Below are 14,717 nucleotides of genomic sequence, written 5' to 3' on the forward strand. Positions count from 1 at the left end.
AAAAAGTAAGACATAAACATTGACTTTAATACCCTAAGGGGGTATATTATGTATGAATTGCAATGGAGGTGTCTTAATGAGCAATAAACAAAATGCCACATTGAACATTACTGGTATGACTTGTGCAGCTTGCTCAAATCGTATTGAAAAACGATTAAATAAAATGGATAACGTAAAAGCACAAGTTAATTTGACAACGGAAAAAGCAACGATTGAATATGATACTAATGACTATGCAATAAATGACTTTGTTACGACGGTTCAAAAGCTTGGGTATGATGTAGTCATTGACAAAGCTGAGTTAGACATAACTGGTATGACCTGTGCAGCATGTTCAAATCGTATAGAGAAAATATTAAATAAAACGCCAGGCGTTAAAGATGCGACAGTTAATTTAACGACTGAACAAGCTATGGTAGCGTATTATCCTGGGCAAACGGATTTAGATACCTTAATTGGACGAATTAGAAACTTAGGTTACGACGCACAACCTAAACAATCCGAAGAAGATCAAGCAAACCGAAAACAACAAGAACTTAAGCATAAGCGAAATAAATTAATGATCTCTGCTATTCTGTCATTACCTCTATTAATGACAATGCTCGTCCATCTCTTTAATATGCATTTACCCGACATATTAATGAATCCTTGGTTCCAATTTATCCTTGCGACACCTATCCAATTTATAATTGGTTGGCAGTTCTATGTTGGTGCTTATAAAAATTTACGTAACGGTGGGGCTAATATGGATGTGCTCGTTGCATTAGGCACTAGTGCTGCATACTTTTACAGTATTTATGAGATGATTAAATGGTTAACAGGTGCCACAAACATGCCTCACCTTTACTTTGAGACAAGCGCTGTACTTATCACATTAATTCTTTTCGGAAAATATTTAGAAGCACGTGCTAAATCACAAACGACGAATGCATTAAGTGAATTACTTAACTTACAAGCAAAAGAGGCACGACTAATTGATGACAATGGTATCGAAAAAATGGTACCGCTCAATCAAGTTAATGTTGATGATATCTTGTTAATTAAACCCGGTGAAAAGATACCTGTCGATGGTCAAATTATTAAGGGTGAAACTGCTATTAATGAATCAATGCTAACAGGTGAATCAATGCCAGTTGATAAACACGTTGATGATGCAGTAATAGGCTCAACTATGAATACGAATGGTGTTATTACAATTAAGGCAACTAAAGTTGGCAAAGATACTGCCCTATCCAATATTATTAAAGTGGTTGAGGAAGCTCAAAGTTCTAAAGCACCTATCCAACGTTTAGCTGATATTATATCAGGCTATTTCGTTCCAATTGTTATTGCGATTGCTTTACTGACATTCTTAATTTGGATTACACTTGTACATCCTGGTCAATTTGAAGATGCACTTGTTGCTGCGATATCAGTTCTAGTGATTGCTTGTCCATGTGCACTTGGTTTAGCTACACCAACTTCAATAATGGTTGGAACTGGTCGCGCTGCTGAAAATGGTATTTTGTTTAAAGGTGGCGAATATGTCGAACGTACACATCAAGTTGATACAGTTGTGTTTGACAAGACAGGAACACTTACACACGGCAAACCAGAGGTAACTTATTTTGAAGGTGACAAAGATATCTTAGCTTTAGTTGCTTCAGCCGAAAATAACTCTGAACACCCACTTGCTACTGCAATTGTTAACTACGCCAAACACCATAAAGTTAACTTGGTAAATGTCACAAATTATCAAACATTACCAGGTCACGGAATACAAGCTGTTATAAATAATACTAAGTTACTTGTTGGCAATCAAAAATTAATGTCAGAACACCAAATCAATATACAAAGCATTAAGCAGAAAATGGAACATATGGAAGCTGATGGACATACTGTTATGCTAATTGCCTATGGCGACGAACTAAAAGGCATGGTTGCTGTAGCTGACACTGTTAAAGCATCTGCTAAAGAAGCTATCCAACAATTATCATCTATGAATATTAGAACGGTTATGCTAACTGGTGATAATGAACGAACTGCAAAAGCTATTGCTAAAGAAGTCGGTATTGATCAAGTCATTGCCGGCGTTCTACCTGAAGATAAAGCACAACATATAACGCAATTACAAGAACAGAAGCATAGAGTTGCTATGGTAGGCGATGGAATTAACGATGCTCCTGCACTTGTCAAAGCAGATATCGGCATTGCAATGGGAACGGGTACAGAAGTAGCAATAGAAGCTGCAGATATCACCATTCTTGGAGGAGATATTCAATTAGTTCCTAAGGCCATTCATGCAAGTCATAAAACAATTCGCAATATTAAACAGAACTTATTCTGGGCATTTGGATACAATATTGCAGGCATCCCTATTGCGGCAATGGGATTACTTGCACCTTGGATAGCTGGTGCTGCGATGGCCTTAAGTTCAGTTAGTGTTGTAAGTAATGCCTTAAGACTAAAACGAATGAAATTATAATTATGAAGCATTTCTATTTTATTTCTTTGTTTATTAAAAAGGAGTAAAATATGGGTATATATGAGTAAGAACAATGGAGGTGAAAGGTATGATTAATAAAGTAATTAACGTTGAAGGTATGAGCTGTGACCATTGCAGAAACGCTGTGGAATCTGCATTAGCTAAATTAAATGGTGTGACTTCAGCAGAAGTAGACTTAGATAAGAATCAAGTTCGCGTAGATTACGACGAAAACAGAGTATCAGTTGAACAAATGAAAGAAGCCATTGAAGATCAAGGCTACGATGTAAAATAAAATCCGGATAAGAAACCTGCTTTTGTTAGGCAGTCAATCTAACCAGGGTAAAAGCGATTTAAATATAAGCAAATTATGAAATGTGCGCATTCGCTAAAGCTAATTAAAGGAGTTGAGTCTGGGACAATGAATTCACAAATAATTCTGTCCCACGCCCAACTCCATTTTTTAATTCACTCTTAATTTAGTAGTACCTGTATTAATAACATCAATGACTGCATCAAGTGCATCAACAATTAAATTCTTAACTGCCGCATCAGTATAAAACGCAATATGTGGTGTTAACCAAATATCTTCTCTAGCAATTAATTCATCTAATAAGTCATCATTAATCACTTTATCACGGTAATCTCCAGGGAATAAACCTCGTTCATGCTCATATGTATCTAATGCAGCACCTTTAATTTGACCACTATCAATTGCATCAAGCAATGCTCTGGTATCAACGATTGATCCCCTAGCAGCATTTACAAATACGGCACCTTTTTTAAATTTTGAAAATAAATCTCTATTGAAGAGATGTGGATTATATTTCGTTGCTGGAATATGAACTGTAACAATATCTGCATCACGTAAAGTTTCTTCCAACGTATCCTTATACTCAACATATTGCCCAACCTTTTCATTAGGAAATGGATCATATGCAACAACATGGCTTCCATATCCTTTTGCAAAAATGCTTGCCGCTATCGAGCCAATACGTCCTGTTCCTATAACAGCTACGGTCAAATCACTAATTGAACGTGACAATATTGAAGGTTCCCATCTAAAATCATATTCACGAAGTTTACGTTGAATATCGTTCTGATTTCTTACAATATTAATCGCTTGTGTTACTGCAAACTCTGCAATTGAACTCGGTGAATATGACGGTACATTAGATATAATAATGCCATATTGTGTAGCTAAATTTAAGTCGTAAGTATCAAATCCAGCACTACGTTGTGCAATATGTGTAATACCAAATTGTTGCAATTTAGCAAATACATCTTCCGATATTGGGTGTTGTTGAGATAAAGATAAGCCATCAAATCCTTGAACACCATCGACATTATCTTCTGTTAATATTTCTTTATTTAACTCTACTTCGACATTATTTTGTTCCGCCCACTCTTCAATGTAAGGAATATCTTCATCTCGTACACTCATTATTTTAATTTTAGTCATAAAATTTCATCCTTTCTATTTGTGACTTCTTGTTACTCGTTATATAAATAAGATAAAGAAGCCAATCGTTTAGCCGCTTCAGTTAATAATTGGTCATCTAATGCTAGGGAAATACGAACGTAATGACGACCATTTTCACCAAATGGAATGCCAGGCGCCACTAAGATCGATTGTTCTTTCAACAAATACTGTTCAAATGATTCACTATCATACCCTGGTGGTGTTTGAAGCCATGAGTAAATGCCACCTTTAGAATGTACAAATGGTAAATTGGCATCTTTTAATTGCTTTTCAAACATGTCACGACGACGTTTGAATGTTTCATTTTGTTGATCTAGAAAGTCATCATAGTGATTAAGTGCGTATGTTGCTGCATCTTGAAGGGCACCAAACATACCAGCATTAGTATGTGTTTGATATTTCTTCAGCGCTTGTATCATGTCTTTGTTACCTACTGCGAATCCTACTCTAAACCCTGACATATTATAGCCTTTAGATAATGAAAAGATTTCAATTGCTACCTCCTTTCCATCTTTAGAAGCAAGTATACTTGGGTTCTTTGCATCAAATCCAAAAGCACTATAAGCGAAATCATGAATGATCTTTGTATGTGTACCTTTAAATCTTTGAATCGCTTCATCAAACACTGCTTTAGTAGCCGTTGATCCAGTAGGATTATTTGGGTAAGTCAAATAAACGAGTGACGTACGTGCTAATGTTTGTTCATCTACTTTGCTCCAATCTGGCAAATAATGTGGTGGATCCAAATTAAGTGGTACTGGATTGGCATCAGCAAGCATGACACCAGCGAGGTAATCCGTATAACCTGGGTCTGGAAGTAGCACACTTTCTCCAGGATTAACAATACATGTAGGCAAAGCCACTAAACCATTTTTAGTACCATAAAGTATGCACACTTCATCATCTTTATGTAGCTCAACGCCATATTGTCGTTGATAGAAATTAACAATTGCTTCTTTAAAGGATTCCTTACCATGAAATGCACCATATTTTTGATTTTCAGGAATTCGAACAGCATCAGCAAAGTGATCAACGATGCCTTTAGGCGTTTCGCCATCCGGGATACCAACTGCCATATTAATTAACGGTAGTGGTCCATGCTCAACCTTACGTCCCATTGTCTTACCAAAGTAACTATCTGGAATATTGGCTAGTTTATTAGAAATTGTCATTATTTACCCCCTTTTAAAATTAAAAAAGCTATATATCACTCTCAATTGATAGTGACATATAGCTTAGTTATGACTATGACACTTATCTTTGAGGCATACCTCTTTGGAATTAGCACAGTACTTTTGTCTTTTAAGTCTGTTGCTGAAGTTTCATTGGGCCAAATCCCTTCACTTCTCTGGATAAGTCTATTGAATTAATATTATTGTATCAGTTCAATAAGTATTGTCAATATTTATAATTTTCAGATTTATAGCAAGTTTTACTTTATTTTCCGTGTTCTATATCTTCTAACATTGCTTCGGCAGTAATTTTAGCACTGGTCAACACAATTGGCACACCTGCACCAGGGTGCGTACTTGCTCCTGCAAAGTATAAGTCTTTATAATCTCTTGATACATTTGGGGGTCTATAATAATTGCTTTGTGTAAGTGTTGGCATAAGTCCAAATGCTGAACCGAATTTGGCATTATAACGACTCTCAAAATCAAGCGGTGTAAATACAGTTTCAGATACAATATCCTGACGTATATCTTTAAGTGCCTCAATCGTTTCTAATTTGTTATAAATGACATCTTTCGCTTGTTCAACCATACTAGGATTGTTCCAGTCAATTTCACCTATCTTCAACTCAGGGACTGGCATTAAGACATACATCCCTGTCTGATCTTTAGGCGCTAATGCTTCGTCTTCTACAGATGGGAAGTAAAGATACAATGATAGGTCATCAGGCATCTTACCACTAAAAATGTCATCAATATTGCCTCTAAACTCTTTAGCAAATACGACATTATGTACATGTAATTTATCACGTAATTGACGATTAATACCTGCATAAATTAAAAATGTTGAACATGAATAGTCCATGTTATCTACCTTTTCAGGAGAATAGTTCTTTAAAGGTGAGTGCGCAGGCATTAAGTTTTGTGCCACACTTGGAAAGTCAGCGGTACATAGCACTTTGTCAAAACGTCGAATATCACCATTAACACGTAGACCATCTGCACGTTTAAATTTAGGATCAATAATGATTTCTTGTACATCTGCATTAAGTTCTACTTTAACACCATGGTCTTGACCAAGTTGTAGTAAACCTTGTGCTAAGCCTTACATACCGCCTTTTATATAATGAACGCCATGTACCATTTCAATCATTGGAATAATAGAATAAATTGAAGGCCCTTGTTTAGGATCAATACCTATGTAGAACGTTTGAAATGCGAATAACTTACGTATTTTTTCATTGGATACATAATTATCTATTAATTGATTCGCATTATTAAATGTTTTTAATTTTAATCCACGATATAGCATCAATGGGTTATAAAATTCACTTGGTTTACGGAATGTTCGTTCAAGGAAGTATTTGCGTGCCACTTCATATCGTTTATACACATCCGTTAAAAATTGCATAAAATCTTGAGTAGAACCTGGTTCTATCGCTTCTAACGTTTGACTAAGTTGTGATAAATCAGTTGATACACTCACTTTATCTTTATCAGAAAATAAATATCCATAATATGTGTAAGTGGCTTCATATCAACGTAATCTTCAAAACGTTTGCCACTTTCTTCAAATACGGCTTTATAAACATCCGGTACCATCACTATGGTTGGTCCCATATCAAAAGCAAAGCCATCTTTCTTAAATTGGCTCATACGGCCACCAACTTGTTCATTCTTCTCAAATATTGTAACTTGATGATCTAAGCGGCTAATCGTGCTGCAGCTGCTAAGCCGGTAACACCAGCGCCCACTACTGCTATATTCATATATCTCACCTAATCTTTATATTTTTTCTTTAAATTACGGTAGATTTTATGTTTTTTCCATTTAGAAACGTACGCACGGTCTTTCAACGAGTAATCTGCTTTACGTACTTCGGTTAATATACCTCGATATATTTGGGCTGCTAACTCAATAATCATACGAGCTTCTTCATTGTATACATTAAGATGATTTAAAACCATGTCATAGTTATTATCGGCTAGTGTAGCGTAGAATTCCCAAATTTTAATGTAATTGTCAGAGGGTTGATCACGTCCTATTTCATCAGCAATTGAAACATTAAATTCACTTAAACGCGCTTTACTAAAATAAATACGTCCGTTACGATAATCTTCACCAACATCACGTAGTATGTTCGTTAATTGAAGTGCCTCACCTAATTGTTTTCCATACTCATATGCTTCATCTGACGGTGGCGTTGCCAATATTGGGATCAGTAATACGCCTACAGTTCCCGCAACACCATAACAATAATCTAGTAGACCACGATCTGTTTCAAACATTTCGAAATGCTGGTCTGCTTCAACCGTATCAATTAAGTCATAGAGGGCTTGGAAATTCATTTGGAAATGTGTAGCTGCATCAGCAAATGCCATCATAATGCGGTCATCACTTTCAAATGTCGTTGTTGTTTGATGTTCAATAGCTTTAACATCACGGTTAATCTTATGTAGATATTCCACGTCTTGGTGTACATCGATACTATCATCAACGATTCTACAAACTGCATAAATCGCCCAGATTGCTCGTCGTTGTTGTTCTGGTAACATATCAAACGCATATGAGAAACTCTTAGAGTAATCTTTCATAATTTGATGACAATATTGATAATTTTCTTCTAATGTGCTCATGGAGAACCCCCTGCTAAATATTATTTAATACTAAATTGTCGTCCTTTCCATTTTACCTGTTTCGTGTAATGAATGTGACGATATGAATTTATATAAATTAAAACAAAAAATAAAAACAATATTGGGTTGATAGATAAAAATAAAATTGAAAAACGTCCTACTCGACGATGTAAACGAATAAATTGTAATGTATATAAACTATATGATAACGCCATTCGCTTAAATGACAAAGTTTTCATAAATAAACTAAATGTTAATCCGCTATATGAGGTGATACTTCCCACCATCCATAAGATAATTAACATCATGATATGAGGTTGTGTTGACGAAGCACCTACCGCTAAGTGTTTCATCCATCCCTCTATCATTGTTTTAAATTCCGCTTCATACATTCTAAAGCTAACAAATCCCTGACCTTCAAATTGTGTCACTGGCAAATGGCAACGATGAAACACTTTTCCTAAAGAAAATCCTTCAATAATATGAGATGTAGCATTTTTATGTCCTTCTGGCGCTTGAGATGCATCCGATTTATTTGAATTAACAAGATAAATCGTTGGGTCTTGTGGCAATACTTTGTCATGAAACACTTCTCGATAATCACGCTTAGAATCATTTGAGAATAGGAAATTATGATGTGCCAATTGAGGGTATAAATGTCTACTCCTAAATGCATCACATAGCCAGATGCTGCAAGTTCATAAACTTTCTCTAATTGTGCTATTTTTTATTTGAAAAGTGCAGTAAGTCACGATACATAGGTCTCACTTCTCTATTAGAAACAATGTAATCTGGACTCACATGTAAACCATCATCTAATCTAACGCCTGTAACATGATTAAAATACGTATCAATATTATGTATATCCGTACCGGTATGAATGGTTACGCCCTCTTCAATCGCTAATTGTTCCAATGCACATGCAAGTTTATGAATACCACCATTAACGTACCATAATCCTTGTTCATATTGCATGTGAATTAAAAGAGAAAGTACTGTTGGTGCATCATAAGAAGAAGAGCCAACATACTTTATAAAGTAGCCAAGCATATCTCTTAATTCTTGCTTCTCAACATAACGATTAATAGCTTGTTGCATTGTTGAGAAGTAATCCACACCTTTAAGTGAACGCAATGATCCCTGGCATTTAATAATTTCAGAAACTGTATCAAGCCCTAGTGCAAAGTAGCCATTTTCCGTAAAACGATGTATTTTTTTGCATGATTTAAAAATTGATGAAGTTGCTGAATATCGTCATTGGTAAGATAGGTATTGGCATTTAACATTTGAGACAAGTCTTCATATAAAGCTATCACTTCACCATTAATGAAGAAACTACGCCATTGCAAAGGTAATCGTTCAATAGTAACATAGTCTTTCATTTGCTTATCACTATAGTTAAACAAGTTTTTAAATATGTATGGCATCGTTAATATAGCTGGACCTAAATCAAAACAGAATCCCTCTGTTTCTAAACGATTTACTTTCCCACCAATGATGATTTTCTTTTGAGACATGTACGTTCATCTCTTTTCATTCATAGTTGATAGTAATGTTCTAACCTAGGACGATTGTATCGTTGCGTGAGTATGACCGGTAAATTTGCCGAAATCATATAACACACATCAATGAATAGTATATATTTAGGCGCTTTGATAAAAACAACAATCGGTATCATTGATAACCAATGAACAAGTTCTGCACGGCGCATTTCTAAAATCATAAAATGTATATCTTCTAATTTAAATGAAATCAGTCACCTTTTATTATAGATACGATAATTGAATTGAGCTGCTTCTGGAATGTAATGTTTCCATTTATTAATACGAAATAGTTTATTCCATAAAGCACCTCTCTTTTCCCATGACCTTATTTTAAAAACTGATTCATATCTCACAAATAAAAAGGACGGGCATCGTAACATGATATTAGATAGCTATAATTGTACAGTTGTCCAGAACACACTATGTATTAAACCTAGTTTTAATACTTTTCTTAATGTCATTGATATTCAACACTTTCAATTTGTATATTGTCTTAGTATCTTCCCTATAATCGCGGTCGGTAAACGTTAAGCTACAGTGTCTATTAAAAATAAAAAAAGAGGCCGACCTTAAAGTCGACCTCTTTCGCGATAACTCGATGTACTATCCAGTTACCTTAGTAAATCCTACCACCAACCGTTGTTAGCACGGAATGCAATTGCTGCATCTAATGAACCGTAACGGCTATTAGCATAGTTAATCATACCTTTAGTTTGTGAAGCTACTGAACCAGTACCCCATGATTCCATAGTTTGACCTAAACCTCTGTAACCAGCTGGGTTAACTGCGTTAGGATTACCACCTGATTCAGGCATTACGATTGCGTTCCAAGCAGCTTCAGTACCACCATTAGCTAAGAATTGAGCTTTAACTGATCCACCAGTTGAAGCTGATGATGAAGTTGAAGCTGAGTATGAAGTAGTTTTTGGTGCAGATACTGCTTCAACGTTAGTGTTGTTTGCTTGTTGGTTTGAGCTTACTGATTGAGTTGAAGCTTCATTGCTGTAAGAAGCTGAGTAGTCAGTTGATTGAGCAGCTGGAGCAGCTTGTGTAGTTGCTACTGTGTCAGCTCCACCAACGTAAGTGTAATCCCAAGACCAAGATTGACCGTCTGAAGTGAAGTTGTATTTGAAACCATCTTTAACGAATGTGATGTTGTATGCACCAGCTTGTACTGGGTGAGCATTTAATTCAGATGGGTTGTTTTGAGCTAAGTTAGCTAATTGTGCATAGTTTGTAGTTGATTCAGATGCATGTGCACTGTTATCTGTAGTTAATGCATAACCTGTTACTCCTAAAGCTACTGCTAATGACGACGCGATTACTGTTTTTTTCATAATAAAAAATTCCTCCAAAAAAATTTAGTTTATATTTTCGTTTTGTTAAATTCTTAAGTTATTGTGTTTTGCTCTGTGTTTAACTTTTGACAATAAGTACTATATCATAAAAAAACGCCAATAGTATTACGCTTATCTTACAAAAAATTACAATGAACGACTTATTCTGTAACATTGAAATATTTATATTTCATTCTGTAATATTATTTTTTGAATAAATCGTTTAAAATTTCATTATGAAATGAGGTTTTACAATACTCTTTTAAGAAATTTACAATAATTTTACATATTCTGTAATATTACAAATTGCCGTTTTGTTACAATGCCGTAATATTTCTAACAACTTAGAATATATTCAATTTATTTATATAACATAGAAAAACCAAGAAACGACTCTATCATTAACCGTTTCTTGGTTTATTAATCAACTCATTACAGTATAGTCTTATAAATTAATAATCCTTGACGCCCCATAATACTTTTTCGCATTTACGAATAATATACTTCATTATTTCTATTCTTGATGTTTTCTTATGATCTGCTGGTACGACTAGCCATGGTGCATGTGTTGTATTTGTTTTTTTAACCATATCGTGGCTGGCTTCAACGTACAAATCCCACTTGTCACGATTACGCCAATCTTCATCAGTGATTTTCCATTGTTTATCTACATTATTTTGACGATCTTTAAAACGTTTAAGCTGTTCGTCTTTATCTAATGTCAGGAAGAATTTTAGGATGATCGCACCTTCATCGGTCCACATCTTTTCAAATGCGTTGATCTCATCATAGGCTCGTTGCCATTCATTCATTGTTGCAAATCCTTCAATTCGCTCAACTAATACACGTCCATACCAACTTCTATCAAACAATTCGATATGACCGCTTCTTGGCATATCCTTTGCAAAGCGCCATAAATAATGATGTTTCAATTCAACATCTGTAGGTGCGCTGATGCCATTAACTTCATAACCAGTAGGATCAAGCTTTTCTCTAATACGCTTAATATTACCACCTTTTCCTGCTGCATCCATTCCTTCAAATACAAGAATTAACGGAATTTTTCTATCATATAAAGCAAATTGTATTTCGCGCATACGTTTCTGCAGTTCAGTAATTAATGTTTTGTATTCTTCTTTAGAAACTTTTTCTACATCTTTATCAAACAGTTCAGTAGCAAAGTGCTCTGAGAATTCACCATCATAAACTTTATCCTTCGCATGATGTTTCGCTATGGCTTGTTCTAAACGTTCAATAATGTGTTCATACATCTTTTCAATCGCCATTTGGCGTTCTGTATAGTCAATAATCTTCCATTGTTTATCCTGTTTAATAAATTGATGCATGTCTTCTAAATACGTTTCTGTTGATAGTACACTTCCATACTCTTGAACTTTCCAACGCATCAGTGGATTATCTTTTGTTTGTTTAATATGTTCTTGTCTTTTATCTTCATTGATTTCAATAAAGAATTTGATGATTTCATAATCATCCTCGATTAACATATCTTCAAAAGATGTAATTTGTTCTTTTAAAACATCATAATTTTTATATCTATCGTGTTTAATTTCGTTTTCTCGATAATCTAAATAATGAGAGTACCAGCTTCTAAAATAGACATTGATATCACCTTTTTTAGGTAATGTATTCCAATATTTTTGTAAAAACTGATAACGCAAATCATCCTTTTGCGGTGATTGTGTCGCAATAAAATGTGTATATTTGGCATCAAAATTGAGTAATAATTCATTTGAAAGTCGTGTTTTTCCAGAAGCAGGGACACCTTCAAATAGAATCATAATTGGAATACCTAATTTGTGTGTCTGTCTTGTAAGTTCAGCTGTCTTTAGTGCTAATTTTTCGATTTTATTAGCCATTAACCATTCACCCTTTAAGTAACTTATTATTTCATTTTTATTGTAACACTATTTATTTCATATTTTATCTTAATTTCTATATGTATTCTCATTTTCAAAAAAGAATTGATAAAATGCGATAATCAACACTTTATCAATTCCTATTTAACAAATGGTTAACCCATAAATTTATATATGTCGTTTGTATAAAGATGTAATACTTTTCGGAAAATAATATCTAAAATGAATGCAGTCACTAATGGTACAACAAAGAATCCCAAAATAATGAGTAAGATACTTAATATTGCAGAATCTACATGTAAGAATTTAAAAGCACTAATTGGTCCAATCAATGAAACCAAATCCTGCAGACTCTTTAGTTCCCGCAATACCAATCAAGCTACCTGCAATTCCTGAAATTCCAGCAGTTATAAGAATTGGTAACATTATAATTGGATATTTCACCATGTTTGGCATCATCATTTTCACACCGCCGAAGAATATAGAAATTGGTACTGCAACTCTGTTCACTTTGCTTGTCCCAATAAGTAATACTGCTTCAGTAGCTGAAATACCAATAGATGCTGAACCTGCTGCCAGACCTGTAATCCCTATAGCAATAGCTATCGCAACAGTTGATAATGGTGAAATAATAATAAAACTAAAGACCATAGAGATAAGCATACACATCAATACAGGTTGTAGTTCTGTGAAGCTATTAACCATATTACCAATGCCAGTTGTAATCATATGTACGTATGGCAATATAAGTACACCAATTGTAGCGGATAAACCACCTACGATAGTTGGATACACAATCAGTGCCATGCTACCGACACGTTTTTCAATTAATAAAATAAATAATACAGCAATCGTTGCAGTAATCATCGTATTAATCAAGTCTCCGATGCCGGCAATTACCCAGGCACCATTCTTAAATTGTGCAGCCCCGCTTCCTACATAAGATGCACAAGCAACAACTGCAATTGCTAATGGTGTCATATCAAATTTCAAAGCAATAAGCGCTCCTATTAAAGCAGGTACTGTAAATTGCATTGCTTGTACGACATGTAACAATGTTCCAAAAAATGGGTGGTGATGCATGAACGCTTTAAAGATTTCTCCCAAAATAGCATTAGGTACTAATCCAACAACGATACCAATGGCTACGCCCGATAGCACTCTAAATGTAAAATCTTTAACGCCTATTTCTCTAAGTGTTGATGTCATATAAAAAACCTCCTATTGTTTAATCTGCACACTTAATATGTTGATCAGCCTACTTACTGATGATTGATGCCACATGTAAACAACTACTCACGTCAATCATTTGAATAAGTAACGATAGATTTTACTATATCATAAATTCTAAATTTTCAGAATATTATTTTTATTTTTCTCAAAAAAGTAACATTTAACGATAATGATTGGATTCCAAAATTTACTTCTTGGTTAATAGGTATGAATTTTTGATGTTAAAAAATCTGAAACATGACTCAGGCTTCAGATTTTTAATACTATCTATTTTGTTTTTCATATCAGATATTAAATAAACTCTTTTCTTTTTCTGGTAGTTGATCAATAAATGATTGTGGATCTTCTGCATAATCATTGCCTATGCCATCCTTCATTCTTTGAAAATGTAAATGCGAGCCAGTTGTCTGTTCACCTGTATTACCAGATAAAGCAATCACATCTCCGGCTTTAACTTGTTGACCTTGAGTTACCTTGAAATCATTTAAATGCATATACCATTGATGATATCGGCCATTATCTTCAGAGATTTGTATCACTTTTCCACCTAAATCATCTTCAAATATTCTTGTGACAACACCATCTGTCGCTGCTAACACTTTTGTATCTTCAGGTAAGTCATAATCATTACCATAATGTTTGTCATTACCTTCAAACTCTAAACCATGATTATATGTGCCATAACCATGCGTCAAACGTCCATCACTATTCCAATCACCATATTGATTATCATCATTAAAAGACATTTGAGATGGTTGCATATCAATTTCACGAATTAAATATGTTACGGAAACACCGATACCTACACATATCAGTATAGTCATAACTTTTTTGATAAATTGTTTCAAACATCGCTCTCCTTTTTAATTCATTATTATTCTGTATATTATCAAACATCACGACAAGAAAGTGTATACTTTGCTTATAATCAGACTAATTGACTAGATAATGGACAAAATTGACTATTACAA

Annotated in this window: 9 protein-coding genes, 4 pseudogenes and 1 riboswitch; of the genes and pseudogenes, 2 read left to right on the forward strand and 11 right to left on the reverse strand. The window is 34.5% G+C overall.

All coding sequences use genetic code 11. The features are described from left to right. The first annotated feature begins 76 nt into the window (after positions 1-76). Both BB045_RS02150 and copZ read left to right on the forward strand, forming a co-directional pair. Positions 77-2,464, forward strand: a complete 2,388-nt coding sequence (locus tag BB045_RS02150; protein WP_070581123.1) for a heavy metal translocating P-type ATPase — start codon at positions 77-79, stop codon at positions 2,462-2,464. An 88-nt stretch (positions 2,465-2,552) separates the two neighbouring features. After that, positions 2,553-2,759, forward strand: coding sequence for a copper chaperone CopZ (gene copZ, locus BB045_RS02155; protein WP_029376679.1), 207 nt, complete (start codon positions 2,553-2,555; stop codon positions 2,757-2,759). A gap of 168 nt (positions 2,760-2,927) precedes the next feature. Here copZ and BB045_RS02160 read toward each other — a convergent pair whose 3' ends face one another. The 11 genes and pseudogenes from BB045_RS02160 to BB045_RS02205 all read right to left on the reverse strand — a co-directional run bounded on the left by BB045_RS02160 (position 2,928) and on the right by BB045_RS02205 (position 14,594). Beyond that, on the reverse strand, positions 2,928-3,926 hold the full coding sequence (locus tag BB045_RS02160) for a D-lactate dehydrogenase (protein ID WP_070580959.1): 999 nt from the start codon (positions 3,924-3,926) through the stop codon (positions 2,928-2,930). 32 nt (positions 3,927-3,958) lie between these two features. Then, on the reverse strand, positions 3,959-5,119 hold the full coding sequence (locus BB045_RS02165) for an aminotransferase class I/II-fold pyridoxal phosphate-dependent enzyme (protein ID WP_070580961.1): 1,161 nt from the start codon (positions 5,117-5,119) through the stop codon (positions 3,959-3,961). A gap of 79 nt (positions 5,120-5,198) precedes the next feature. Further along, a riboswitch (SAM riboswitch) is annotated at positions 5,199-5,306 on the reverse strand. A gap of 78 nt (positions 5,307-5,384) precedes the next feature. Further along, positions 5,385-6,888, reverse strand: a pseudogene (locus tag BB045_RS02170) (phytoene desaturase family protein). Between the two features lie 9 nt (positions 6,889-6,897). Next, on the reverse strand, positions 6,898-7,755 hold the full coding sequence (locus tag BB045_RS02175) for a phytoene/squalene synthase family protein (protein ID WP_070440834.1): 858 nt from the start codon (positions 7,753-7,755) through the stop codon (positions 6,898-6,900). Positions 7,756-7,775: 20 nt separating this feature from the next. Further along, positions 7,776-8,264 (reverse strand): annotated as a pseudogene (locus tag BB045_RS12485) (4,4'-diaponeurosporenoate glycosyltransferase); the annotation flags it as partial. Beyond that, a pseudogene (locus BB045_RS02180) lies at positions 8,250-9,251 on the reverse strand (phytoene desaturase family protein); the annotation flags it as partial. The pseudogenes BB045_RS02180 and BB045_RS12485, both read right to left, overlap by 15 nt. Positions 9,252-9,292: 41 nt before the next feature. Beyond that, positions 9,293-9,511, reverse strand: a complete 219-nt coding sequence (locus tag BB045_RS12265) for a glycosyl-4,4'-diaponeurosporenoate acyltransferase CrtO family protein (protein ID WP_276311088.1) — start codon at positions 9,509-9,511, stop codon at positions 9,293-9,295. A gap of 414 nt (positions 9,512-9,925) precedes the next feature. Further along, on the reverse strand, positions 9,926-10,636 hold the full coding sequence (locus BB045_RS02190) for an aggregation-promoting factor C-terminal-like domain-containing protein (RefSeq protein WP_070580963.1): 711 nt from the start codon (positions 10,634-10,636) through the stop codon (positions 9,926-9,928). Positions 10,637-11,088: 452 nt separating this feature from the next. After that, positions 11,089-12,513 (reverse strand): phosphate--AMP phosphotransferase, encoded by a 1,425-nt coding sequence (locus tag BB045_RS02195; protein ID WP_070580965.1) that lies wholly within the window; start codon positions 12,511-12,513, stop codon positions 11,089-11,091. A gap of 155 nt (positions 12,514-12,668) precedes the next feature. After that, a pseudogene (locus BB045_RS02200) lies at positions 12,669-13,722 on the reverse strand (PTS sugar transporter subunit IIC). A 308-nt stretch (positions 13,723-14,030) separates the two neighbouring features. After that, complete coding sequence (locus BB045_RS02205) at positions 14,031-14,594, reverse strand: M23 family metallopeptidase (RefSeq protein WP_070580967.1); 564 nt, start codon at positions 14,592-14,594, stop codon at positions 14,031-14,033. Positions 14,595-14,717 lie beyond the last annotated feature (123 nt).

This window comes from Staphylococcus sp. MB377, assembly GCF_001922505.1.
GTDB lineage: Bacteria > Bacillota > Bacilli > Staphylococcales > Staphylococcaceae > Staphylococcus > Staphylococcus haemolyticus.

Excerpts from the sequence above, each read along its gene's own strand:
- BB045_RS02150 (WP_070581123.1), top strand. The coding sequence starts at position 77 with ATGAGCAATAAACAAAATGCCACATTGAACATTACTGGTATGACTTGT.
- copZ (WP_029376679.1), top strand. The coding sequence starts at position 2,553 with ATGATTAATAAAGTAATTAACGTTGAAGGTATGAGCTGTGACCATTGC.
- BB045_RS02160 (WP_070580959.1), bottom strand. The coding sequence starts at position 3,926 with ATGACTAAAATTAAAATAATGAGTGTACGAGATGAAGATATTCCTTAC.
- BB045_RS02165 (WP_070580961.1), bottom strand. The coding sequence starts at position 5,119 with ATGACAATTTCTAATAAACTAGCCAATATTCCAGATAGTTACTTTGGT.
- BB045_RS02175 (WP_070440834.1), bottom strand. The coding sequence starts at position 7,755 with ATGAGCACATTAGAAGAAAATTATCAATATTGTCATCAAATTATGAAA.
- BB045_RS02190 (WP_070580963.1), bottom strand. The coding sequence starts at position 10,636 with ATGAAAAAAACAGTAATCGCGTCGTCATTAGCAGTAGCTTTAGGAGTA.
- BB045_RS02195 (WP_070580965.1), bottom strand. The coding sequence starts at position 12,513 with ATGGCTAATAAAATCGAAAAATTAGCACTAAAGACAGCTGAACTTACA.